At 73.0% G+C, this 23,763-nt stretch carries 17 protein-coding genes; 11 read left to right on the top strand and 6 right to left on the bottom strand.

Annotation, left to right across the window (positions count from 1 at the left end; all coding sequences use genetic code 11):
• The first annotated feature begins 1 nt into the window (after position 1).
• The 3 genes from AB0A63_RS07330 (at position 2) to AB0A63_RS07340 (ending at position 9,331) form a co-directional block, all read left to right on the top strand.
• On the top strand, positions 2-2,122 hold the full coding sequence (locus AB0A63_RS07330) for an EAL domain-containing protein (RefSeq protein WP_360386378.1): 2,121 nt from the start codon (positions 2-4) through the stop codon (positions 2,120-2,122).
• A 197-nt stretch (positions 2,123-2,319) separates the two neighbouring features.
• Positions 2,320-5,457, top strand: a complete 3,138-nt coding sequence (locus AB0A63_RS07335; protein WP_360386381.1) for an ATP-dependent DNA helicase — start codon at positions 2,320-2,322, stop codon at positions 5,455-5,457.
• A gap of 514 nt (positions 5,458-5,971) precedes the next feature.
• Entirely contained in the window at positions 5,972-9,331 is a 3,360-nt protein-coding gene (locus AB0A63_RS07340) for a UvrD-helicase domain-containing protein (protein ID WP_360386384.1), read from the top strand.
• 36 nt (positions 9,332-9,367) lie between these two features.
• Here the strand turns inward: AB0A63_RS07340 and AB0A63_RS07345 are convergent, their stop codons facing one another.
• Both AB0A63_RS07345 and AB0A63_RS07350 read right to left on the bottom strand, forming a co-directional pair.
• Positions 9,368-9,907, bottom strand: a complete 540-nt coding sequence (locus AB0A63_RS07345) for a hypothetical protein (protein ID WP_197289137.1) — start codon at positions 9,905-9,907, stop codon at positions 9,368-9,370.
• A gap of 75 nt (positions 9,908-9,982) precedes the next feature.
• Positions 9,983-10,363 (bottom strand): hypothetical protein, encoded by a 381-nt coding sequence (locus AB0A63_RS07350; RefSeq protein WP_360386387.1) that lies wholly within the window; start codon positions 10,361-10,363, stop codon positions 9,983-9,985.
• Between the two features lie 62 nt (positions 10,364-10,425).
• Between AB0A63_RS07350 and AB0A63_RS07355 the strand changes: the two genes are divergently transcribed.
• Together AB0A63_RS07355 and AB0A63_RS07360 are read left to right on the top strand one after the other, a co-directional pair.
• A complete protein-coding gene (locus AB0A63_RS07355; protein WP_360386389.1) occupies positions 10,426-11,835 on the top strand; it encodes a M20/M25/M40 family metallo-hydrolase in 1,410 nt (469 codons plus the stop codon).
• The gene (locus AB0A63_RS07360; protein ID WP_360386391.1) at positions 11,832-12,872 is read left to right on the top strand and encodes a potassium channel family protein; all 1,041 of its coding nucleotides are present in this window, start codon (positions 11,832-11,834) and stop codon (positions 12,870-12,872) included. The genes AB0A63_RS07355 and AB0A63_RS07360 overlap by 4 nt, the downstream gene beginning before the upstream one ends.
• Here AB0A63_RS07360 and AB0A63_RS07365 read toward each other — a convergent pair.
• Together AB0A63_RS07365 and AB0A63_RS07370 are read right to left on the bottom strand one after the other, a co-directional pair.
• Positions 12,844-13,272 carry a hypothetical protein gene (locus tag AB0A63_RS07365; RefSeq protein ID WP_360386394.1) on the bottom strand — a complete coding sequence of 143 codons (429 nt, stop codon included), beginning with the start codon at positions 13,270-13,272 and terminating at the stop codon, positions 12,844-12,846. The genes AB0A63_RS07360 and AB0A63_RS07365 overlap by 29 nt on opposite strands.
• A gap of 74 nt (positions 13,273-13,346) precedes the next feature.
• Positions 13,347-13,919: a hypothetical protein gene (locus AB0A63_RS07370; protein ID WP_360386396.1), complete on the bottom strand. Its 573-nt coding sequence runs from the start codon at positions 13,917-13,919 to the stop codon at positions 13,347-13,349.
• A 79-nt stretch (positions 13,920-13,998) separates the two neighbouring features.
• Here AB0A63_RS07370 and AB0A63_RS07375 point away from each other — a divergent pair, with 79 nt between their 5' ends.
• Entirely contained in the window at positions 13,999-14,667 is a 669-nt protein-coding gene (locus tag AB0A63_RS07375; RefSeq protein WP_053739297.1) for a response regulator transcription factor, read from the top strand.
• Complete coding sequence (locus tag AB0A63_RS07380) at positions 14,664-15,968, top strand: HAMP domain-containing sensor histidine kinase (RefSeq protein WP_360386398.1); 1,305 nt, start codon at positions 14,664-14,666, stop codon at positions 15,966-15,968. Before AB0A63_RS07375 ends, AB0A63_RS07380 begins: the two co-directional genes overlap by 4 nt.
• Before the next feature lie 32 nt (positions 15,969-16,000).
• Here AB0A63_RS07380 and AB0A63_RS07385 read toward each other — a convergent pair whose 3' ends face one another.
• Both AB0A63_RS07385 and AB0A63_RS07390 read right to left on the bottom strand, forming a co-directional pair.
• A complete protein-coding gene (locus AB0A63_RS07385; RefSeq protein ID WP_360386401.1) occupies positions 16,001-16,900 on the bottom strand; it encodes a neutral zinc metallopeptidase in 900 nt (299 codons plus the stop codon).
• Positions 16,901-16,915: 15 nt separating this feature from the next.
• Positions 16,916-18,004 (bottom strand): neutral zinc metallopeptidase, encoded by a 1,089-nt coding sequence (locus tag AB0A63_RS07390; protein WP_360386403.1) that lies wholly within the window; start codon positions 18,002-18,004, stop codon positions 16,916-16,918.
• A 479-nt stretch (positions 18,005-18,483) separates the two neighbouring features.
• Here AB0A63_RS07390 and AB0A63_RS07395 point away from each other — a divergent pair, with 479 nt between their 5' ends.
• The 4 genes from AB0A63_RS07395 to nudC are packed head-to-tail and all read left to right on the top strand — an operon-like array spanning position 18,484 to position 23,756.
• Positions 18,484-20,124 (top strand): DUF2207 domain-containing protein, encoded by a 1,641-nt coding sequence (locus AB0A63_RS07395; RefSeq protein WP_360386406.1) that lies wholly within the window; start codon positions 18,484-18,486, stop codon positions 20,122-20,124.
• Between the two features lie 10 nt (positions 20,125-20,134).
• Positions 20,135-21,418, top strand: a complete 1,284-nt coding sequence (locus AB0A63_RS07400; RefSeq protein WP_360386409.1) for a pitrilysin family protein — start codon at positions 20,135-20,137, stop codon at positions 21,416-21,418.
• Complete coding sequence (locus AB0A63_RS07405) at positions 21,415-22,803, top strand: pitrilysin family protein (RefSeq protein WP_360386412.1); 1,389 nt, start codon at positions 21,415-21,417, stop codon at positions 22,801-22,803. The genes AB0A63_RS07400 and AB0A63_RS07405 overlap by 4 nt, the downstream gene beginning before the upstream one ends.
• Complete coding sequence (nudC, locus tag AB0A63_RS07410) at positions 22,800-23,756, top strand: NAD(+) diphosphatase (protein ID WP_360386414.1); 957 nt, start codon at positions 22,800-22,802, stop codon at positions 23,754-23,756. The genes AB0A63_RS07405 and nudC overlap by 4 nt, the downstream gene beginning before the upstream one ends.
• The last annotated feature ends 7 nt before the right edge of the window (positions 23,757-23,763 follow it).

Raw genomic sequence — 23,763 nt, forward strand, 5'->3', positions numbered from 1 at the left:
AATGCCGAAGCCGAGTCGTGCACGTGACGCAACCCCGTCGCCCGAGGACGCCGTCCGGGCGCGGCTGACGCTCGCGCGCAAGTGGTCCTACCGGCTGCTCGGCACCGTCGTCATCCCGCGCGGCAGCCAGGAGCTCGACGAGGAGCTGAGCGGCCGGCTCGACGCGTTGTGCGCCCTGCTGCACGAGGAACCGTTCCGCGCGACGGCGGTCGAGCAGCTGGGCGCCGACCTGGTGGGCCTGGGCCACCTCGGGAAGGCCGGTCTGCGCTGCACCACCGAGGTGCTGGGCAAGGGCCTGCTCGCGCTGCCGGAGTTCCAGCCCGTCGAGCGGTACGCGGAACGGGTCGCGCTCGCCGTGGGCGCCCTCGGCGTCGGGTTCACCGCCGCCAGCACCGAGTCCGTGCTCTCCCAGCAGGAGGGCATGCAGAAGTCGTTGCTCAAGGCGGTCCGCGACGCGAACTGGAACCTCAGGGAGAGCGAGGCCCGCTTCAACGAGGTGGTCACCTCCTCGACCAACGGCGTGCTGATCGTCGACCTCGACGGCCGGTTGCTCCAGGTCAACGCCGCGATCGGGCAGATCCTCGGCAGCACCTCCGACGAGCTCACCGGTGTGCCGCTGCTCGACCTGATCCAGCCCGGTTTCACCGACATGCTGCGGGAGGCGCTCGCCGACCTGGCCGCCGGCGCCACCGAGCGGGTCCGGCAGTCGCAGCGGTTGCTGCGCAAGGACGGCGAGTCGGCGCGGGTGACGCTGACGGCGTCGTTGCTGCGCGGCGCCGACGACAAGCCGATGCACTTCGTCGTGGTGGTCGAGGACGGCACGGAGCTGGCGCTGCTGCAGGGCGAGCTCAAGCGGCAGGCGCTGCACGACGTGCTCACCGGCCTGCCGAACCGGCAGTTCTTCACGACCCAGCTGGAGATCGCGCTGCGCAAGTGCGACCCCGAGCACGGCATCACGGTGTTCCACCTCGACCTCGACGCGTTCGGCATGCTGCGCGACACCTTCGGCGGCCGGGTCGTCGAACGCCTGCTGCAGCACGTCACGCAGCGGCTGAAGGCGTTGCTGGCGGACGAGAAGGTCATGATCGCCCGGTTCGGCGGCGACGAGTTCGGCGTGCTGGTCGAGAACACCGCGACCACGCCGGGCATCGACGCCGTCATGCGCGGCATCAACGACGACCTCGGGCTGGAACCGACCTATGTGGACGGTCACGGGCTGGCGGTGTCGGTCAGCGCGGGCGTCGTGCACCGGCCGGCCGCCGACAGCGAGCCGCTCGACGTGCTGCGCTCGGCGGAACGCGCGCTGCGCAGGGCCAAGAAGGGCCGCCGCGGCCAGTGGGAGCTGTTCCACGCGGGCCAGGACGCCGAGGAACGCCGTGACGACGCGCTGGCCGTGGCGATGCCGAGCGCGTGGGAGGACGGCGAGATCACCGTGCGGTACCGGCCGGTCGTCGACCTGGTCGGCGGGGTGGTCAGCGGTGTCGAGGCCGCGCTGCACTGGGACCGGCCGGACGCGGGCGAGCTGGGCCACGACCGGTGCGCGGAGCTGGCCGAGCAGACCGGGCTGATCCTGCCGCTCGGCGAGTGGGCGCTGCGGGTCGCCGCCGGCCAGTCGGTGTGGTGGCGCCAGCGCGGCCAGTTCGACCGCGCGCTCGCGATGCGGCTCACCGCGCACCAGTCGGCCGACGCGGACCTGGTCTCGCGGGTCGTGGGCGTGCTCGACCAGGTCGGGCTGCCCACCGACCAGCTGATGATCAGCGTGCCCGGCTCGGTGCTGCCGATGGCCGACGCCGCGGACAACGTCGCCGTCCTGACCCGCATGGGCGTGCTGACGGCGATCGACGACTTCGGCCTGGGACCGCTGGACTTCGGCCTGCTCGCTTCCGACCTGCCGGTCCGCGCGGTGCGGGTGGCCCGCGGCCTGGTGGAGAGCCGGTCGCCGTACGTCGCGGCGCTGCTGCCGTTGCTGCGGGAACGCGGTGTGTCGGTGGCGGTCGACGGGATCACCAGCGCCGAGCAGGCCGAGTGGTGGCGTGCGGCGGGGGCGAGCTTCGCGACCGGCGCCCACTTCGGCGTGGCCCGTGCGGCCGGGGAGTTCCTGGAGGGCCTGCAGCCCCGGTGACCGGACGGGGTCGGGGTCACGTCCGATCGCCGGGGGAGTTCGTCCGGACCGGCTGCGGGCTGCGCAGTGGCGAGGCTCACAACACCGTCAAAACGGGCTGAACCACCGCTCCCCGTCGAGGAGGTGGACGGCAGCGGCGGGTGCTCCGATCGGCGGGCGGGACTGATCTTGTCGGTGCAGCGTGGTGAAATCGAGGCGTGGCACTTCCACCCCAGCTGGTCCGCAGGAGACCGGAGACGCGCCCGCGTCCCCGGTGGGACGCCGCTGCGCAGCGGGTCTTCGCGCACGAGGGCTTCGTGCGCGTCCTCGGCGGCCCCGGCACGGGCAAGACGACGCTGCTGGCCGAGCTGGCCGCGCACGTGGTGCTGGAGCACGGCGCCGACCCGGAGAACGTGCTGGTGCTCACGGCGAACCGGCGCGCGTCCGTGGCGTTGCGCGCCCACGTCACGCGGCTGCTGACCGGGCGGTTCCCGACGGTGCGCGAGCCGCTGGTGCGCACCGTGCACTCGTACGCGTTCGCGGTGCTGCGCAACCAGGCGGTGCTGCTCGGCGAGCCGCCGCCGCGGTTGCTGTCCGGGCCGGAGCAGGACGCGATGGTGCGCGACCTGCTCGCCGGTGACGTCGAGCTGGGCGCCGCGCACTGGCCGGAGCGGTTGCGGCCGGCGCTGGAGCTGCCCGGGTTCGCGCACGAGCTGCGGGACCTGCTGCTGCGCGCCGCCGAACGCGGGCTGGGCCCGGAGGACCTGGTCGAGCTGGGCGAGCGGCACGGGCGCGACGAGTGGGTGGCGGCCGGGCGGTTCGGGCAGCAGTACGAGGAGGTGAACCTGCTGTCGGGGATGGACTCCGCGACGGCGTTCGCCCCCGCGCTGGACGCGGCCGAGCTGGTGGCGATGGCCTACGCGGCGTTCGCGACGGACGAGGATCTGCTGTGGGCCGAGCGGCGGCGGGTGCGGTACCTGCTGGTCGACGACGCGCAGCACCTCGACCCGATGCAGTACTCGCTGATCAGGACGCTGGGGTCGGGTGCGGCGCGGTTCATTCTCGCCGGTGACCCCGACCAGGCGATCTTCACGTTCCGCGGCGCCGACCCGGACATCCTGCGGGACGTGCCGGGCGAGACGGTGGTGCTGGCGCAGTCGCACCGGATGCTGCCCGAGGTGCGCGACGCGGTGGCGCGGCTGGCCGCCCGGCTGCCCGGTGCGTCGCCGACGCGGTCGGTGCTGCCGGTCGACGGCGAGGGGACGGTGCAGGTGCGGCTGCTCGCCTCGGCCGCGCAGGAGGCCACGTGGGTGGCGGACCAGCTGCGGCGGTCCCACCTGGCCGATGAGGTGCCGTGGTCGCAGATGGCCGTGATCGTGCGGTCGGCCACGTTGTCGCTACCGGTGTTGCAGCGCGCGCTGCTCGCCGCGGGCGTACCGGTGGCGGTGCCGTCGGACGAGCTGCCGTTGGCGCAACAGCCGTCCGTGCGCCCGTTGCTGGCCTTGGTGCGTGCGGCGGCCTCACCGTCCGCGTTGGACGAGGACACGGCGGCGATGCTGCTGTCGTCGTCGTACGGTGGTGCGGACCCGTTGGCGCTGCGGCGGTTGCGGCGTGGTCTGCGGCGGCTGGAGATGGCCGCCGGCGGTGACCGGCCGAGCGGGGAGCTGCTGGTCGAGGTGCTGCTGACCGACGACCGGCTGGCCGCGCTGGAGGACGTCGAGTCGCTGCCCGCCCGCCGGATCTCGCACCTGCTGTCGCTGGCGCGCAAGGCGATCGGCCGCGGTGCGACGGTCGAGTCGGTGCTGTGGGAGCTGTGGACGGCCACCGGGCTGCAGGAGCGGTGGGTCACGCAGTCGGCGCGCCGCGGCGTGACCGGCATGCAGGCCGACCGCGACCTCGACGCGATCGTGGCGTTGTTCGAGGCGGCCGCGAAGTACGTCGACCGGTTGCCGGGCTCCGGTGTGGCCGGTTTCGCGGACTACCTGGAGTCGCAGCGGATCGTCGGCGACACGCTGGCCGCCGCCGCACCCGTCGGCGAGGCCGTGGCGGTGCTGACCGCGCACGCCGCCGCCGGCCGGGAGTGGGAGGTCGTCGCGGTGCCGGGGGTGCAGGAGGGCGCGTGGCCCGACCTGCGGCTGCGCGGCACGGTGCTGGGCGTCGAGCGGATGGTGGACGTGCTGGCCGGCCTGGAGCCGTCGGTGTCCGCGGTGGCGCCGATCCTGGCCGAGGAACGCCGCCTGCTGCTCGTGGCGGCGTCGCGGGCCCGGTCGAAGCTGCTGATCAGCGCCGTCCGCGGCGAGGACGAGCAGCCGTCGCGCTTCCTGGACGAGATCGAGTCGTCCGCCGAGGACGAGCGCAAGCTCCACCGCCCCCAGCGCGGCCTGGTGCTCGCCGAGCTGGTCGGCGAGCTGCGCCGGGTGGTGTGCTCGGACGCGGAGCCGGCCGATCGCCGTTCGCGCGCCGCCACCCAGCTGGCCCGCCTGGCCGAGGCCGGCGTTCCCGGCGCGCACCCGGAGTCCTGGTACGGCGTCGCCGCCGTGTCGTCAGAAGATCCACTGTGGACGGAAGAGCAGAAGGTCAGCGTGACCCCCTCGACCATCGAGGTGATCACCAAGTGCCCGCTGCGCTGGGTCGTCGAACGCCACGGCGGCCAGGACCCGGCCGAGCTCGCCTCCGTCACCGGCACCCTCGTCCACGCCCTCGCCCAAGCCGCCGCCTCGGGTGCAGACGCCCGCGAGCTGCGCGTGAAGCTCGACGAGGCCTGGGCCGCCGTCGACGCGGGCGCCCCCTGGTTCTCCCGCCGCGAACGCATGCGCGTCGAGAAGATGCTGGACACGTTCCTCGCCTGGCTCACCATGACCCGCAGCCAGCTCACCCAGGTGGCGGTCGAGGAGGAGATGTCCGTCGAGGTCCCGAAACGCGACGGCGGCCCCTGGCTCCAGGTCCGCGGCCGCGTCGACCGCCTCGAACACGACGCCGACGGCCGCCCGATCGTCGTGGACATCAAGACCGGCAAGAACCCGGTCTCCCGCGACGCCGGCCAGGAACACCCCCAGCTCGCCGTCTACCAGCTGGCCACCTCCCTGGGCGGCTTCACGCACATCGGCCTCGGCACCGAACCGGGCGGCGCCCGCCTGCTGTACGTGGCCCGCGAGGACAAGAAGACCGGCGCCGTGGAACGCACCCAGGCCCCCCTGGACGAACAGGGCGTCCGCGCGTGGCTGGAGGTCGTCCAAGACGCGGCCGAGTCCGTGCTCGGCCCCTCGTACACGGCGCGCGAGAACGCCGACTGCGACCGCTGCCCGGCCCGCACCACGTGCCCGGTCCACCCGTCCGGCCGCCAGGTGAGCGAGTAGGTGGTGAGGCCCGCCGGTGACCTGCACCTCCCTCCCGGCGCACCGCCGGGCGACCGCGTCCACCCGGCTGGTGCGGAGCCGTTCGGAGCAGGTAGGAAGATGTGCCGGTGACGTTGCTCAGCACCCCGGTCCGGTTCTTCGCCTCGTGCGCTGAGCCGCGCCTTGCCACGGGCGCATGCCGCGCGCGTGGTGGGCGGTGTGGGGTTGTTGGGTGGCGTGGGGCTGTTGAGTGGCGTGCGCGCGTTGGGCGTGTGGCGGGGGAGCGACGTGTGGGTGCTGGGGGGCCTGCTGGCGCGGCGCGGCTCCCAGCGGCTGGCGCGCTGGCGCGCATGGGACGGCACGGAGCCGTCGGACGGCATGCGCGCGTTGAGCGCGGTGAGCACCGGCCGTGCGTTGACCGCCATGCGTGTGTTGACCACCGTGCGCGCGTTGGCCGCCGTGCGCGTGTTGACCGCCATGCGCGCGTCGACCGCCATCGTCCCGAGCCCGCTCCCCACCCCACAGGCAGGCGGCCATGACCGTCAGCCCCTTCGAGATCGCCGAAGCCCTCGGCCTCAACAAGCCGACCCCCGAGCAGGCCGAGGTCATCGCCGCCCCCGCCCGCCCCGCCCTGGTCATCGCCGGCGCGGGTGCGGGCAAGACCGAGACCATGGCCGCGCGGGTCGTCTGGCTGGTGGCGAACGGGCTGGTCGAGCCGGACCGCGTCCTGGGCCTGACGTTCACCCGCAAGGCCGCCCGCCAGCTCGCGGACCGGGTGCGGGCGCGGCTCAGGCGGCTCGCCGGCTCCACCCTGCTCGACGACCTCGACCCCAGCGGCGAGCGCAAGATGGCGGTGTTGACCGGCGAACCCGTCGTGCTCACCTACCACGCCTACGCGGGGCGGCTCGTCACCGAGCACGGGTTGCGGCTCCCGGTCGAGCCCGGGGTGCGGCTGCTCACCGAGACCGCGGCGTGGCAGCTCGCGCACCGCGTCGTGTCGACGTGGGCCAAGGACCTCGACACCGACAAGGTGCCCGCGACCATCACCGGGTACCTGCTCTCGCTCGCCGGTGAGCTGGGTGAGCACCTCGTCACGCCCGAGCAGCTGCAGGACCACGCCGCGCGGCTCACCGAGCTCGTCGAGAACGCCCCCAAGGCGCCGCGGCAGCGGGACGCGTTGCCCGAGAAGCTCAAGGAGATCGTTGCGGCGCAACGGTTGCGGGTGGCGTTGCTGCCGTTGCTCGACGCCTACCAGCAGCGCAAGCGCAGGGAGGCGGCGCTCGACTTCGCCGACCAGATGTCGCTGGCCGCGCAGCTCGCCGGGTTCCCCGAGGTCAGCGAGGGCGAACGGGCCCGGTACGGCGCGGTGCTGCTCGACGAGTACCAGGACACCGGGCACGCGCAGCGCGTGCTGTTGCGCAGCCTCTTCGGTGAGGGCGCGCCGATGCCGGTCACGTCGGTGGGCGACCCGGCGCAGGCGATCTACGGCTGGCGCGGTGCGTCGGCGGCGAACCTGCCGCGGTTCGCGGACGACTTCCCGCCGACGACGAAGTTCGGGCTGCTGACGAGCTTCCGCAACCCGCCGGAGGTGCTGGAGCTCGCGAACGCGGTGTCGTTGCCGTTGCGGGAGGCCGGTCTCGACGTCGAGGAGCTCAAGGCCCGTCCGGGTGCGGGGCCGGGGGACGTGCGGCTCGCGCTGCACGCCGACATCCGCCAGGAGCTCGACTGGATGGCGGACAACCTCGCGGCGCAGTGGATCGCCCACCTCGACGCGGAGGGGGCGCCGCCGACCGCGGCCGTGCTGGTGCGGCGCCGGTCCGACATGGCGGCGATCGCCGCGGCGCTGCGGGAACGCGGGCTGCCCGTCGAGGTCGTCGGGCTCGGCGGGCTGCTCGACGAGCCCGAGGTGCGGGACTTGGTGTCCGCGCTGCGCGTCCTCGTCGACCCGCTCGCGGGCACGGCGGCCGCGCGGTTGCTCACCGGCTCGCGCTGGCGGCTCGCGGCGCGCGACCTGGCCGCGTTGTGGACGAGGGCGCGGGACCTGGCCGGTGTCCAGTCGCGACAGTCCGCCGTGGACGATCCGCTGCTGGTGATCGCGGACGCGCTGCCGGGGGAGCACGCCGAGCAGGCCGGGCTCGCCGACGCGCTGGACGACCCCGGCGACCCGGACGCGTACTCGACGGACGGGTACCGGCGGATCCGCAGGCTCGGCGGTGAGCTGGCGGCGATCCGGCGCAGGCTCGACCAGCCGCTGCCGGAGCTGGTGGCGGACGTCGAACGGACGTTGCTGCTGGACATCGAGGCCATGTCGCGGCCGGGCATGGTCGGTCGCGCGCACCTGGACGCCTTCGCCGACGTCGTCGCGGACTTCGCGGCCGCGAGCCCGTCGGCGACGCTGCCGTCGCTGCTCGACTACCTCTACACCGCCGAGCACGCCGAGGACGGGCTGGAGCCGGGCGAGGTCGAGGTGTCCGAGGACCGGGTGCAGATCTTGACCGTGCACTCGGCGAAGGGCCTGGAGTGGCACATCGTCGCGCTGCCGCACCTGGTCAAGGACGTGTTCCCGGGCCGCAAGAAGTCGTCGTGCTGGCTCAAGGCGGTCACCGAGCTGCCCGCCGACCTGCGCGGTGACGCGCAGGACCTGCCCGAGCTGAAGCTGAGTGCCGGCCAGAACCGCAAGGAGGTCGACGAGGCCCTCACGATCCACGCCGAGGAGTTCGAGGACCGCAGGCAGGTCGAGGAACGACGGCTGTTCTACGTCGGCGTCACGCGTGCCGAGCACAGCCTGCTGCTGTCCGGCCACTGGTGGGGCGAAGCGGGCGACAAACCCAAGGGCCCCTCGGTGTTCCTCACCGACATGCACGCGGTCCTGCAGCGCGACAACGCCCCTGGCGACATCAGCGTCTGGGCCGACGAACCCGAGCCCGGCACCCCGAACCCGCTCGCCGAGGACGTGAAGGCCGCGCAGTGGCCCGCCGACCCGCTGGGCAAGCGCCGTGACGCCGTCGTCGAGGGCGCGGAGCTGGTGCTGGCCGCGCTCGACCGGCTCCGCACCGCACCGCCGGAGCCGCTGCCGCTGGTCTTCGAGCCGGAACCGGAACCGGAGACCCCCGCCGACGAGGACTACCCGCCACCGGACGAGCCACCGGACGAGGACTTCCCGCCCGAGCCGGAACCGCTGCCCGACGACGTGGTCCCCGACGACCCGGAGCTGCCGGAGGACGCCGACCCCGAGGGCTGGGCCGCGGACGTCGACGTGCTGCTCGCCGAACGGGCCGCCTCGATGAACCGGCGTGAGCAGGTCCTGCTGCCCGACCACCTGAGCGTGAGCCAGCTCGTCGAGCTCGCCAAGGACCCCGACCTGCTCGCCCGCAGGTTGCGTCGGCCGCTGCCGTTCCCGCCGAACCCGCTGGCCCGCCGCGGCACCGCGTTCCACACGTGGCTGGAGAACCGCTTCGGCGCCACCCGCCTGCTCGACATCGACGAGCTGCCCGGCGCCGGTGACGCCGACGCCTCGCCCGACACGGACCTGGACCGCCTCAAGGAGGCGTTCCTGAGCAGCCCGTGGGCCGACCGCACCCCGCACGACGTGGAGGTGCCGTTCGAGGCGGAGTTCGACGGGATCTCGGTGCGCGGCCGCATGGACGCCGTCTACCGGGACCCGGACGGCTGGACCGTCGTCGACTGGAAGACCGGCGCGGTGCCGGACGAGGAGGCGCTGCCGGCGTTGTCGGTGCAGCTCGCCGCGTACCGGCTGGCGTGGGCGGCGCTGGTGGACGAGCCGCTGGAACGGGTGCGGGCCGCGTTCCACTACGTCCGGCACGACCACACGGTGCGCCCGGCCGACCTGCTGGACGAGGACGGCCTGAAGGCCCTGATCAGGACCGTGGGCTAGGCAGGACCGCGGGCTGACCGAGGACTGCGGGCTGGCTCAGGACTGCGGGCTGGTCCCGGCCGGTGCGTGCGAGGCCTTCAGCACGCGTTCGTAGAGCACTTCGAGCAGCCACCGGCCGAACAGCGACGGCCCGAACTCCGGTGAGCGGTCCTCCGGCGGCACCATCAGGTCGGCGGAGTGCTCGTCCGCGACCACGACACCGATGCCGTAGTAGTCGAGCTCGATGAACGACCACGCCTGCGACTCACCGGTCCGCGGCAACATGACCGCACACGGCGCGAGGGTCAGCAACGTGCCGCACGACTGGAGCGCTCGGTCCGTCGTCGACTCGCTGACGAGCACGCCGACCAGCTCCACGGCGGCAACGGGCAGGCGGTCGTGCGCGGCCGGCTCGAACCAGGAGCGGAACCACGACGGGTCCGCGCGCGGCGGCCAGCCGTTCTGGGTTCTCCACTCGTGGACCTCGGGCAGCAAACGCACCACCGCGGACACCTGCTGGCCGAGCACGGCGACGTCCGGAACGGCGACCCCGTCCCAGCCGAGCGCGGCCGCGGCGCGTTGCAGAAGCGTTTGCACAGGGCGCATCCTAAGGTTTCTCGCGCAAGAAATGACAGCGTTTGCCGACACCCCGCCACTCACCACCGGGGGTGGTCAGGGCGACGACTTCGCCACTTTCCACGCCCATGCCACAAGAGGGACCTGCAACGGCAGGCGACCGTAGGCAATTGCCTTGGCTTTGGGTGATTTGTCCCGGAAATCGAGAGCCATCTTCACATTTGCCGGGAACACCGCGACGAACAGCGCCGCGGCGGCGAGACCGCCGAGCCTGCGGGTGCGGGGTGCGGCGACGGCTGCCGCGACGGCGAGCTCGGCCGCGCCCGACGCGTACGTCCACTGCCGCGGGGTGCCGGGCAGCGCACGCGGAACGATCGCGTCGTAGTACTTCGGCCTGGTGAAGTGGGTTGCCCCGGCCAGCCCGAGCAGTGCGGCGAGCGCCAACGCCGATCGCGCTCGGGAACGGTTCGGTTCCATGCCGTCACCCTGTCATGCCTGCACCGCGTAGGCGAGCGCGGGCTGGCCTATTGTCCTGCGGCGTGGCAGGTGATTCTCATCATCCAGAACGGTCCGCGGTCGCCGCGCTGGCCGAGGAGTTCGTGGCCGGGCTCAGCGAGTGGCTGACCATCCCGTCGATCGGCGTCGACCCGGCGCACCACGCCGACGTGCACCGATCCGCCCGGTGGCTGGCCGATCGGCTCAGCGCCGACGGGTGGCCGCAGGTCGAGGTCTGGGACCACGGCCCGGCGCTGCCCGCGGTCTACGCGTGCTGGCCCGCCGAGGACCCCGGCGCACCGACCGTGCTGGTCTACGGCCACCACGACGTGCAACCGGTGGACCCGGTGGAACGCTGGCACCACCCGCCGTTCGAGCCCGTCCTCAGCGGCGACGAGCTGCGCGGGCGGGGTGCGAGCGACGACAAGGGCCAGGTCGCGATGCACCTGCTCGCGGTGAGGGCGCACCTGTCCGCGACCGGGCAGAATGCGCCGAGCGTCACCCTGAAGCTTTTCGTCGAGGGTGAGGAGGAATCGGGTTCCCCGCACCTGCGAAAGCTCCTCGAAGACCACAAAAGCGATCTCGGATGTGACCTCGTCGTGTTCACCGACACGGCATTGCACGATCGCGACGCACCGACGGTCAACACCGGGCAACGCGGTGTTCTCGGCGGTGAGATCACGTTCTTCGGCGGCATCGACGACGTCCATTCCGGACGCGCGGGCGGTGCGGTCCCGAACCCGGCGACGGCACTCGCGCGGTTGGTCGCGGCGCTGCACGACGAGCACGGCCGCGTTCAACTCCCCGGTTTCTACGACGACGTCCGCGAGCCGACCGAGCGGGAACGCGCCGACTACGCCGCGCTGCCGTTCGACGAGCGGAAGTGGCTCGCGGCCAACGGCGGCGGCGCGCAGGCGCTGTCCGGCGAACCCGGCTACACCACGTTCGAACGGCTCTGGGTCCGCCCGACCGCCGAGGTCAACGGCCTGTCGGCCGGGTACACCGGACCCGGCCTGAAGACGATCATCCCGGCGGCCGCGACCGCGAAGGTCAGCTTCCGGCTCGTGCCGGACCAGCTGCCGGAGAACGTCGCCGACCAGTTGCGCGAGTTCGTCGCGAAGCACACGCCCGAGGGCATCAGGGCCGAGGTCAGCTTCCGCGGCACGGGCGTGCCGCCGTACGCCATCAGCCCGGACGACCCGGCGAACGAGGCCGTCCGCGAGGCGTTCGAGCTGGCCTTCGACCAGCCGGTGCGGTTCGCGCGGGCGGGCGGGTCGGGGCCGGCCGCGGTGCTGCAGGCGTGGCTCGGGGTGCCCCTCGTGTACCTCGGTGCGACGTTGCCGGATGATCGCGTCCACGCGCCGAACGAGCGCGTAGTCGTGCCGTTGCTCCTCAAAGGCGCGGAGGCGGCCGCTCACCTGTGGCGGATGCTCCCCGAGAGGTTGACCCGATGAGCCTGTCTGACGAGGCCTCGCACTCGCTCGTCGGCGTGGTCAGGATGCCGGACCAGGTGCAGAGCCCGGTCCGCGCGATCCTCAAGCGCGTCGTCGGCGCGATGGCCGCGTTGCTGCTCGCGGTGCTGATCGTCTACCTGGACCGCGACGGCTACCGCGACGTCAACGAGGACGGCGTCTCGCTGCTCGACGCGTTCTACTACGCCACGGTGTCGCTCTCCACGACCGGCTACGGCGACATCACGCCCGCCTCGTCCACCGCGCGGCTGGTGAACGTCCTCGTCATCACGCCGCTGCGGGTCCTGTTCCTGATCGTGCTGGTCGGCACGACACTCGAAGTTCTCACCGAGCGCTCCCGTCAGGCGTTGCGCATTCAGAAGTGGAGGCGGGTCGTGCGGGACCACGTGGTGGTCGTCGGTTACGGCACCAAGGGGCGGTCCGCGGTCGCGGCGCTGCTCGGTGACGGCGTCGACCCCGGTTCGATCGTCGTCGTCGACACCGTGCAGGAGTCGCTCGACGCGGCGACCGCCAAGGGGCTCGTGGTCGTGCACGGCTCCGGTACGCGCAACGACGTGCTGAGGGTCGCCGGCGCGGCCCGTGCCCGCGCCATCGTCGTCGCCCCGAACCGCGACGACACGGCCGTGCTGATCACCCTCACCGCCCGCGAGCTCGCACCCAAGGCGCAGATCGTGGCGTCGGTGCGGGAACGGGAGAACGAGCACCTGCTCAAGCAGTCCGGTGCCGACTCGGTCGTCGTGTCGTCGGAGACGGCCGGCCGCCTGCTGGGCATGGCCACCGCGACGCCGTCCGTGGTGGCGATGGTGGAGGACCTGCTCACGCCGGACGCGGGCCTGGCGATCGCCGAGCGCGACGTCGAACCGGGCGAGGTGGGCGGGTCGCCGCGGCACCTGTCCGACATCGTGCTGGGCGTCGTGCGGGGCAAGACGCTGTACCGCGTCGACGCACCGGAGGCGGACGCGATCGAGCCGGGTGACCGGCTGCTCTACGTCAAGAAGGTGACCCCGGCCGGGGAGTAGGGAGCACGGCCGGTGCGCGCAGCGGCGCGTAGCGGAAGAGGAACGCGTAGAAGCCGCCCGCCAGCGCTGCGAGGCACAGCAGCAGCGCGGTGAGGCGGCTCGCCATCGGCATCCCGGCCGGGACCGAGGCCGCTGACTGGACCGTGCCGGTGTTCCCCGCGGACATCACGACCTCGACGGTCTCGCCCTTGCGGTGGCCGCACCCGTCGAGCTTGGCCTGCTCCTTCCGGCCGTCGGCGTCCCACTCGACGGTGTCCATGCCCTGGCCGCAGGAGCCGCTCTCGACAACGGTCGCGGTCACCCGCCTCGGGGGCTCCGCCGCTCCCAGGACCCTGGTGGGCACCAGCAGGGCGACCGCGACACCGATGCCCACCAGTCCTACGACCAGCAGGATGAACACCCATCTGTCCGGGCTTCGCGGAACCGCCACACTGCGATGTTCGCAGACGCGGCGGCCCGCGTGGGAGACCGGTTTTATTTCGGCAGCTGACGCAACTGATCGACCTTCACGGTCTTGCCGTCGGACACGGTCCCGGTCACCGCGACGAGGTCGCCGTTCTTCGGCTTCTCGTTCACGGCGGACAGGTCCAGCGGCGTCTGCAGGCCGTCGACCTGGATCAACGTGGCGTTGTCGCCGTTGACGTCCTTGACCGTGCCCTGCGCGCGCGCCTTGGCGAGGGCCACGTTCAGCGCCTTGCCGTCCTTGGCCCGGACGGTCACCCGCTGGTCGGTCTTGAGACCCGCGAGGTCACCGCCGCGCAGCTTCGTGCCGCTGTCGGTGGTCAGCGACACCTCACCGCCGTCGTCCCTGGTGATGGTGAGCTTGCCCGTCTCGACCGCCTTGACCCGGCCGACCACGAGCGTGCTGTCCTTGAGGTTCTGCGCCTTGTCCCGGCCGTGGCCCTTGCCGGGGCCGCCGGGGTGGCGCTCGGCGAACGCCGCCGGCGGGCCGTCGGGGTTGTCGGCCGCCGTCGCGACCGCGATGCCGCCGACGGTGAGCCCGGCGGCCGCGACGAGGGCGCCGGCCCACGCTGATTTCTTCGACATGCGCCCAGCGTGCGCGCGAAGCCTGAATCTGAGCTGAAGGTGGGTCGCCGACTTCGCGGATGATCAGCAGAATGGGGAGGTGTCCGCCAGGGTGTTGGTGATCGAGGACGCCGAGGCGATCGGCGCCGCCGTCTCGTCCGCGTTGCGCGAGTCGGGCTACGAGGTGCAGCACCGCCTGGACGGGCGCCAGCTGGAGGCCGACCTCGGCCGCTTCCGCCCCGACCTCGTGGTGCTCGACGTGATGCTGCCCGGCCGTGACGGCTTCCAGCTGCTCGAGGTGATCCGCCGCGCGTCCGGCGCGGGCGTGGTGATGCTGACCGCGCGCGACGGCGTCCCCGACCGGTTGCGCGGCCTGTCCGGCGGCGCCGACGACTACGTGGGCAAACCGTTCGTGCTGGCCGAGCTGGTGGCGCGGGTGTCGGCCGTGCTGCGCAGGCTGGGCCGCACGCCGTCGACGGTGCAGGTCGGCGACCTCGTCGTGGACGCCGACGCCGGTGTCGTGATGCGCGCCGACCAGCCGATCGAGCTGACCGCGACCGAGCTGCGCCTGCTCGTGTACCTGGCCGCCCAGCGCGGCCGGGTGGTGTCGAAGACGCAGATCCTGACCGCCGTGTGGGGCTACGAGGACTACGACCCGAACCTGGTCGAGGTCCACGTCTCCGCCGTGCGCCGCAAGCTGGAGGAGCACGGACCGCGGCTGGTGCACACCGTGCGCGGCCTGGGGTACGTGCTGCGGGCCGAGGAGTGAACCTGCGCCCGGCGTCCCTGCGCACCGTGTCGCTGCGGCGGCGCGTGGCCGTGTCGGTGCTGCTGGTGCTGATCGTCGTGATGGTCGCGCTGGTGATCTCCGTCGACCGCACCTTCGCCCAGCAGTCCACGAAGGACCTCGGCACGGTCGCCATGGAGACCGAGAACCGCGCCGTGCAGATGTTGCGCAGCGGCCGTCCGCCCCGCCAGATCGCGAAGGACCTGTCGCGCAACAACATGCGCGTGAAGCTCCGCTTCCCCGACGGCCGCGAGTTCGGCGAGACCCCCGACGAGGCCTCACCGGGCCGTCGCGAACGGACCGTGCAGGGCGTGAAGGTCACCGTCGACGCCGACTACGGCGCCATCTCGGCCGCCCAGGGCCGGCTGCGCAAACTGCTGGTGCTGCTGGGCCTCGGGGCCGTGGTGCTGGTCGGTGCCCTGCTGTTCTTCGTGGTGCGGCGGGCACTGGCCCCTCTGGACGCGATGACGTCCCTGGCCCAGGCGATCGCCGCCGGCCACCGCGGCGGCCGGCTGAACCCCTCGCGCACGGACACCGAGCTCGGCCGCACCGCGGCGGCGTTCGACGGCATGCTGGACTCGCTGGAGGGTTCGGAGCTGCGCACCCGCCGGTTCGTCGCCGACGCCGCCCACGAGCTGCGCACCCCGATCACCGGCGTGCAGGCGGTCGCCGAAGCGCTGGTGCAGGCCCCCGTGGACTCACCGGACCGCGACCAGATGTCGTTCCTGCTGGTCCGCGAAGCCCGCAGGGCCGGCCGGCTCGTCGACGACCTGCTCGCCCTCGCCCAGCTCGACGCCGGCTACGAGATGCAACGCGAACAGGTCGACCTGCTCGCGCTCGCCGAAGCCGAGGTGGCGCGCACCCGGTTCGTGGCACCGGACTTCGACATCGCAGCCGAAGGCGTCTCCGCGGTCGTCGTCGGGGACGGGCAGCGGCTGGCCCAGGTGCTGGCCAACCTCGTGGACAACGCCCGGCAGGCGACCGGTCCACACGGGACCGTGCGGATCCGGGTGGACCTGACCGGGTTCACCGTCTCCGACAACGGGCCGGGGGTGCCGGACGCGGAACGCGAGCGGATCTTCGACCGGTTGGTGCGGCTGGACGACGCGCGGGACCGGCGGTCAGGGGGGTCCGGGCTGGGGCTGGCCATCGCTCGGGGGGTTGTGCGGGCGCACGGTGGGGAGTTGAGCTGTGAGCCGGCCAGCGGCGGGGCGGTGTTCCGGGTCGTGCTGCCGAGGGCAGAGGGCACGCCTGCTGCGCAGCCCTCGGCCCAGCCGGGCTGAGGCGCCTCGCCTTCGGCTCGGTCGGGAACCGGTCAGGAGACCTGCGCGGGCGGAGCCGCGAACGTGTTGCAGGCCGAGGTCGAGTTCGCCGTGAACCCCGCACCGGCCCACTGGGCCTGGTTCTTCGCGGAACCGTGCGCGTTGTCCTCCGGCTTCTCCTCGATCGCGTACTGGAAGTCCTCCTGCGCCTGCCTGGCCAGCGACGGGGTGACCGAGCCGCGGCCTGAGACGGCGGTGAGGAACATGCCCGCGAAGCAGTTCGCCTGGAGTTCGACGCGGCGCGACATCTCCAGGCCCGCCGGGGTCCGCTCGCCCGCGTCGGTGATCTTCAGGTCGGCTGCGCGCAGCAGGCCGGTGAGGGCCTGGACGTGGTGGCCGTACTCGTGGGACAGCGTGGCGAGGTGGGTGGCCGGGGCCTCGCCGCCGCCGTTGGAGCGCAGGCGGGAGGTCGGCATGTAGATCGTGTGGTTGCGGCCGCAGTAGTAGGCGACCGCGTGGTCGGACTCCGGTGCGGCGCCGCAGGGGCCGTCGTGCAGGACGGGGGAGGCGTCCAGGAGGGGCTTCTCGAACGGCATGTTCGCCGCGGTGAGCAGCGGGCCCCAGGCCGCGTCGAGGCAGGCGACGCCGGCCGCGTAGTAGGCGGCCAGGGCCGGGTCGGAGGTGCCGAAGCGCGGGAGGTCGCAGGTCACCTCGGCCAGCGGCGTGGGCTTGAGCAGCAACGGGTGGTCCGCCAAGCGCAGGACCGCGCGCGGGCGGATCGGGGTCGAGGGGTCCGTCGTCGACGGTTGGGTGAGCGGGCGCGAGGACTCGGCCAGTGCGCGGCCCGCGACGACCTGCGGGCCCGTCAGCTGGCCGATGCCCAGGACGAACGCGACCACCAGCGCGAACACGCCCGCGAGAACGAACGGGTTGTTCCCCGCCGGTTGGGTCACGTGGTGCGCCTTTCGCTAGGAGACGTACTGGGCCTGCGACGCCCAGGTGTTGCACTGCGACGCCTGGTTCGACGAGTAGCCCTGCCGCACCCAGGCCGCGTTGTTCTGCGGTGTGCCGTGGTCCTTCGTGGGGTAGATGTCGTAGTCACCCCGGTTGCCCGCGTCGTTGAGGCCCGTCTGGATCACGTCCATCGGGACCGCGCCGTGGGACAGCGGTGCCAGCGTCATGCCGCCGAAGCAGGTCGCCTGCAGCTCCATCCGGCGGTTCAGGTCGAGGCCCTTCGGAGTATCCCACCCTCCCGCGTCGTACTGCGCGCGGTCCGAGGCCTTGAGCATGCCGGTGAGCCACTGGATGTGGTGGCCGTACTCGTGGGCGAGCTGGCCCAGGTACTTGCCGGGGTGGTTCGGGTTGTTCGGGTTGCGCTCGGAGGCGTAGGCGTTCGCCGTCCAGTAGATGCCGCCCTGGCAGTAGCGGGCGGTCGAGTCCGGGCGCACGGTGCCGCACGGGTACTGCACCGACTCGGTCACGATGTGCAGCTCGACGGGCTGGTACGGCATGTTCGCCGCCTGCATCGCGGGCTTCCACATCGCCTCGATGCACGGCAGGGCCGCGCGCAGGTAGCGGTCCTGGCCAGCCGGTGAGTAGTCCATCGCGGGCAACGGGCAGCTCGCCAGGCGGTTCGCGCCGATGTTGGGCTTCAGGAATGGGTGGTCCGCCAGTGCGTACACGGCCTTCGGGCCCACGGGCGTCGACTGGGTCGACGGCGCGCGTGACGGGGCCGACCGAGACGGGGCCGTCGTTCCCGTCGTCGTCTCCGCGGTGGGCTCGTTGCTGAACGTCGGGCTGTAGGTCGTGTAACCCGAGTAGCCCGCGTCCTTGACCTTGCTGTTCAGCGTCGCCGCGAACAGGCCGATCGCGCCCAGGCCGAGGATCACCACGCCACCGAGCACGAGGGCCACGATCGGGCCGTTGCTCTTCTTCCGCGGCGGAGGCGGATACGCGCCGTAACCGCCCCACGAGGGCTGCGGCGGCGGCATGACCTGGCCGGGAGGAGGCCCGTACGGACCGGGCGGCGGGCCGTAGTGCCGCGGCGGCGGGCCCATCGGGCCACCCATCGGTGGCGGGCCCATCGGCGGCGGCCCCTGAGGTGGTGGGCCTTGGGGCGGCGGGCCCTGGGGCGGCGGGCCCATCGGCGGTGGGCCCTGCGGGGGCATGCCGGGCGGTGGCCCGTAAGGCGGACGCTGCGGTTGCCCGAGCGGTGCGGGCATGGGCGGCGGGCCGACCGGGCGCGGCGGCGGCCAGTTGCCCGGTGGCGGTGGTTGCGTCATCGCCTGAGGTCCCCCCAACGGTGAGCCTGGGTCGGTTACGAGCATAGGCGGACGGGATCTGCACGTCCCCCGACCGGGCTAACGCGTCCCGCCCACCTCTGTGGGACGCGTCGCACGGGGTGTCGGTTCACGTGCCGTCCGCCGAGCTCGTGTCGCAGGCACGGCGGTGGTGCCGTCATCGTCGGAAATCCCCCGGATGGCGCCTGGTGCGAACAGCGCCAGAGCTTATGGGGACTCCGCTATTGTCCGCAGCCGTGTTGAAAAACTGGGGCCTGGCGCTCTTCGCCGCCACCGCGCTGGCCACCGCGGTGCCCGTCGGCGCGGCGGCCGGTGCGCTCGCGCAGCCGCTGCCGGGGACCGTCAGCACCGAGGTGCGGATGAAGCTGGAGCGCGACGCGCGGCTCTCCGTCACCGAGAAGGTCCACGTGCCGGACGGGAAGACCGTCAACCGGACCGTCCCCTTGCGACTCGCGGTCGGCAACGACCTGGAGCGCCAGTTCACGATCACCGACGCGAAGGTCGAGGGCAGGGGCAGCGCGACCGTCAGCGGGGACGAGCTGACGCTGCGCCTGGAGGGCGGCGACGCCACCGTCACCTACACCGTCGGGGGCGCGGTCGCCCCCGTCGGCGACGCGCTGGAGGTCCGCTGGCAGGTCGCGGGCGGCTGGGACGTCGAGCTGGACAAGGTCTCCGCCACGTTCTCCGCGCCCGACTCGCCGACGTCGGTCAACTGCCTCGCCGGCCCGGTCGGCTCGTCGCAGCCGTGCACGAGCGCGGACCTCGCCGACGGCAAGGGCGTGCGGGTGCAGGAGATCAAGCTCGCCGCGGGGGAACGCGTCGACGTCGCGGTCGGGCTGGCCGCCGGTGTCGTGCCCGCGAACGCCGTCGTGGTCGAGTCCTCCGGGCTGGCCGCCGCGTTCGCGCTCACCCCGGTCAGCGGTGCCGCGCTCGGCGGGCTGCTGCTGCTCCTGTTCGGCGGCGTCGCCCTGCTGTGGTTCCTGCGCGGCCGGGACGCGGCGGCGCTCGCCGGTGACGTCGGCGCGGTCAGCGTGCTGGTCCGCGACCAGAACGACCGGCTCGCCTTCGCTTCACCCGATGGTGTGCTGCCCGGCCAGGTCGGCACGGTCGTCGACGAGCACGTGGACGTCGTCGACGTGACCGCCACCGTCATCGACCTGGCCGTGCGCAACTACCTGTGGATCGCCGAGACGAGCCAGGAGGGTGGTTTCGGCCACGACTGGCAGATCGTGCGCCGCAACCCGGCCGACGCCTCGCTGTCGGGCTACGAGCGGGCGGTCTACGAGGCGCTGCTGCCCGCCGGCGCGGACGCGGTGACCGTGTCCGAGCTGCGCGGCCGCGGCATCGACCTGGCACTGGTCCGCGACCGCCTCTACGCCGACGTGGTGGAGAAGCGCTGGTTCGCCCGCCGCCCGGACTCCGAGCGCAGCCTGTTCTGGTGGGTCGGTGTCGTGGTGGCGGCGCTGGGCGTCGTGGCCACGGTCGCGCTCGCGCTGACCGTCGGCAACGCCCTGTTCGGCCTGGCCGTCGCGGTCGCCGGCGTGGCGCTGGCGTTCGGCGCCCGCTCGATGCCCGCCCGCACCAAGCGCGGCAGCGAGCTGCTGGTGCACGTCCGCGGCCTGCGCGGGTACCTGCACGGCGTGACGCCCGACGACGTGCCGGAGGAGGACCGCGAGCTGGTGTTCTCCCGGTCGCTGCCGTACGCGGTGGTGCTCGGGGAGACCGAGCGGTGGCTCGCGACGTTCGGCCGGCAGGACCTCTACTGGTACGGCGGCGCGACCGACTTCCGGCGCAGCTTCCCGGCGTTCCTCGGGGCGCTCGACGGCGTGCTCGCCCAGGCGGGCCACCTGCGATCGCTCCGGGCGCCGAACCCGTAGGCTGGCAGGCATGGCCTCACCCGAACTGCACAGGTTCACGTTGCCCAACGGCCTGCGGGTGGTGCTCGCCCCCGACGCCAGCGCACCGGTCGTCGGCGTCAGCGTGCACTACGACGTCGGCTTCCGCTCAGAACCCGAGGGGCGCACCGGCTTCGCGCACCTGTTCGAACATCTCATGTTCCAGGGCAGCGAGAGCCTGGAGAAGCTCGCGCACTTCCGGCACGTGCAGTCGTCGGGCGGCACGTTCAACGGGTCGACGCACCCGGACTACACGGACTACTACCAGCTGCTGCCCTCGGCGGCGCTGGAGCGCGCGCTGTTCCTCGAGGCGGACCGCATGCGCGCGCCGAAGCTCACCGAGGAGAACCTCCGCAACCAGATCGACGTGGTGAAGGAGGAGATCCGGCTCAACGTGCTGAACCGCCCGTACGGCGGGTTCCCGTGGATCCTGCTGCCGCCGGTGCTGTTCAAGACGTTCGCCAACGCGCACAACGGCTACGGCGACTTCGTCGACCTGGAGAGCGCCACGGTCGACGACTGCGCGGAGTTCTTCGACACCTACTACTCGCCGTCCAACGCGGTGCTGACGGTCGCGGGCGACCTCGACGTCGAGGCCACGAAGGCGTTGGTGGAGAAGCACTTCGGTGACGTGCCCGCGCGGCCGAAGCCGGAGCGGCCCTCGTTCGCCGAGCCCGCGCCGCAGGGCGAGGTGCGCCACGAGCACGGCGACGCGCTGGCCCCGCTGCCCGCTATCGCGATCGGCTACCGCGTGCCCGACCCCGGCACCGACATCGACGGCTACCTCGCCTACCTGGTGCTCGCCGGCGTGCTGACCGACGGCGACAGCTCCCGCCTGCAGCAGCGCCTGGTGCACCGCGAGGGAATCGTGATCGACCTCAACGCCGGCTGCGGCCTGTTCGGCCCGCTGGAGGCGCGCGACCCGGACACGTTCAGCATCACCGCGATCCACACCGCCGAGGTCTCGCCGGACCAGGTCGTGGCCGCGATCGACGAGGAGCTGCAGAAGCTCGCGCAGGAACCGCCGTCGGTCGAGGAGCTCGCGAAGGTCACCGCCCGCTGGGCGTCGACCATGCACAAGGAGCACGACCGGCTCACGAACCGCACCCTGGGCCTCGGCTCGGCGGAGCTGCTGTTCGGCCGCGCCGAGCTCATCTACGAACTGCCCGAGCGGATCGCCTCGGTGACCGTGGACGAGGTGTCGGCCGCCGCCAAGGCGCTGCGCCCCGACGCCCGTGCACTTCTCTTCGTCAAGCCCACCGGAGGAACGCAGTGACCGCCGCGAAGACCCACCGCTCCGCCGAGGAGATCGGGCGCACCGAGACCGGTCCGCGCCCGCTGCCGGAGCTGGGCGCGCAGAAGGTGGCCGCCGAGCTGTCCACTGTGGACACCACGCTGCCGAACGGCCTGCGCGTCATCGCCGTGCAGCGCGCGACCGTGCCGATGGTCGAGGTGCGGCTGCGCGTGCCGTTCGCCGACCCGGCCGAGCCCGGCAGCGGCTCCACGCACGCGGCGCAGGCGGAGATCCTCGCCAACACCGTGCTGACGGGCACCGCGAACCGCAGCCGCGTGCAGATCGACACCGAGCTCGCGCTGGTCGGCGGCGAGCTCGACGCCGTGGTCGACCCGGAGCGGCTGAGCTTCACCGGCAACGCGCTGGCCACCGGCTTCGGCACGGTGCTCGACGTCCTGCGCGACGTGCTGGCCAACGCCTCCTACCCGGCCGAGGAGGTCGAGCGCGAGCGCGGCCGCCTGGTCGAGCGCATCACGATCGCCCGCTCGCAGCCGAACGTCATCGCCCGCGAGGCGTTGCAGCGCGTGCTGTACGGCGACCACCCGTACGCCAAGGAGATGCCGGAGGCCGACGAGGTCGCCGCCGTGTCCCGCGACGACGTGCTGGCGCTGCACCGCAAGGCGTTGCTGCCCAAGGGGTCGGTGCTGGTCGTCGTCGGCGACGTGGAGCCGTCCGAGGCGGTCGCGCAGATCGGCGCGGCGCTGGAGTCGTGGGCCGGTGACGGCGAGGCCGTCCAGCTGCCGCCGCTGCCGCGGGTCGAAGGCGGTGACGTGCACCTGGTGCACCGCGCCGGTGCCGTGCAGTCGCAGATCCGGCTGGCCGCGCAGGCCATCCCGCGCACCGACGAGCGCTACCCGGCGCTGCAGCTCGCGAACCTGGTCTACGGCGGGTTCTTCTCCTCGCGCCTGGTCGAGAACATCCGCGAGGACAAGGGCTACACCTACAGCGCGCGGTCGCACCCCGAGTTCACGGTCCACGGCGCCACGCTGCTGATCGACGCGGACACGGCGTCGGAGGTCACGGCCGCGGCGCTGCTGGAGACCCGCTACGAGCTGGCCCGCCTGGGCATGGTGCCGCCGTCGGAGTCCGAGGTGGACGTCGCGCGCCGGTACGCCATCGGGTCGCTGCTCACGTCCACGTCGTCGCAGGGCGGCCTCGCGTCGTTCCTGGTGAACCTCGCCGGACTGGGCCTGGACATCGACTGGCTGGTCGCCCACCCGCAGCGGCTCGCGGCCGTCACGCCGGAGCAGGTCGCGGCGGCGGCGCTGGAGTTCTTCGCCCCCGGCAACTTCACCGGTGTGCTGGTCGGCGACGCCGAGCAGCTCGCGCCGAAGCTCCGGGCGCTGGGAGGGGTCCGGGTTCCGTGAGCTTCGACCTGGTCGGCCTGCCCGCGCTGTCGCGGGCCGCGGTCGACCGCACCGAGCCGGTGCGCGGCGACGAGGAGCAGATCGCCGCGCTCTGGCCGAAGTCGCGCATGATCGTGGTCGACACCAGGGGTCGCACCCTGGTGTCCGGCCGCGGCACGAAGGTCGTCGACCGCCCGGCCACCGACTTCGGGGACAGGCCGCCGCTGAACGCCGTGCTGCTGGGTGTGCAGGACGACGTGGCCTACTGGGCGGTGCCGGTGCCCGCCGAGGACGACGCCGCCCCCGTGACGCCGCGCGCGTGGTCGGCGCCGGAGCTGACCGACGAGCCGCAGTGGCTCGACCTGCGCCAGGCCGGCGCGACCCTCGACGACATGTCGGCGGGCCTGTTCACCACGGCGGCGGCGCTGTTCCAGTGGCACCGCCTGGCGAAGTTCTGCGCCAAGTGCGGCTCGCCGACGGTCCCGGCCAAGTCCGGCTGGCACACCGCGTGCTCCGGCTGCGGCCGCGAGGAGTACCCGCGCACCGACGCCGCCGTCATCTGCCTGGTGCACGACGGCGCCGACCAGGTGCTCGTCGCACGCGGCCCGGAGTGGCCGGAGGGCCGGTTCTCCGTGCTGGCCGGGTTCGTCGAGGCCGGCGAGTCGCTGGAGGCCTGCGTGGCCCGCGAGGTCCTCGAAGAGGTCGGCGTGGCCGTGCGGGACATCCGGTACCTGGGGTCCCAGCCGTGGCCGTTCCCGCGGTCGTTGATGATCGGTTTCGAGGCGGTGGCCGACCCCGCCGACCCGCTGCTGCTCGCCGACGGCGAGATCGCCGAGGCCAAGTGGGTGTCGCGGGCGGACGTGCGCAAGGCGATCGAGGAACCGGGCAGCGTGCCGGGCCTCGGGCTCGCCGGTGGCGCGTCGATCGCGTTCCGGATGCTGCAGTCCTGGTCGGGCGCCGGCTCTTCCTCGTGAGCGGGGT

The sequence above is a fragment of the Lentzea sp. NPDC042327 genome (genome assembly GCF_040647275.1).
Taxonomy (GTDB): Bacteria; Actinomycetota; Actinomycetes; order Mycobacteriales; family Pseudonocardiaceae; genus Lentzea.

Excerpts from the sequence above, each read along its gene's own strand:
- AB0A63_RS07330 (WP_360386378.1), top strand. The coding sequence starts at position 2 with ATGCCGAAGCCGAGTCGTGCACGTGACGCAACCCCGTCGCCCGAGGAC.
- AB0A63_RS07340 (WP_360386384.1), top strand. The coding sequence starts at position 5,972 with ATGACCGTCAGCCCCTTCGAGATCGCCGAAGCCCTCGGCCTCAACAAG.
- AB0A63_RS07350 (WP_360386387.1), bottom strand. The coding sequence starts at position 10,363 with ATGGAACCGAACCGTTCCCGAGCGCGATCGGCGTTGGCGCTCGCCGCA.
- AB0A63_RS07360 (WP_360386391.1), top strand. The coding sequence starts at position 11,832 with ATGAGCCTGTCTGACGAGGCCTCGCACTCGCTCGTCGGCGTGGTCAGG.
- AB0A63_RS07370 (WP_360386396.1), bottom strand. The coding sequence starts at position 13,919 with ATGTCGAAGAAATCAGCGTGGGCCGGCGCCCTCGTCGCGGCCGCCGGG.
- AB0A63_RS07390 (WP_360386403.1), bottom strand. The coding sequence starts at position 18,004 with ATGGGCCCGCCGCCGCGGCACTACGGCCCGCCGCCCGGTCCGTACGGG.
- AB0A63_RS07400 (WP_360386409.1), top strand. The coding sequence starts at position 20,135 with ATGGCCTCACCCGAACTGCACAGGTTCACGTTGCCCAACGGCCTGCGG.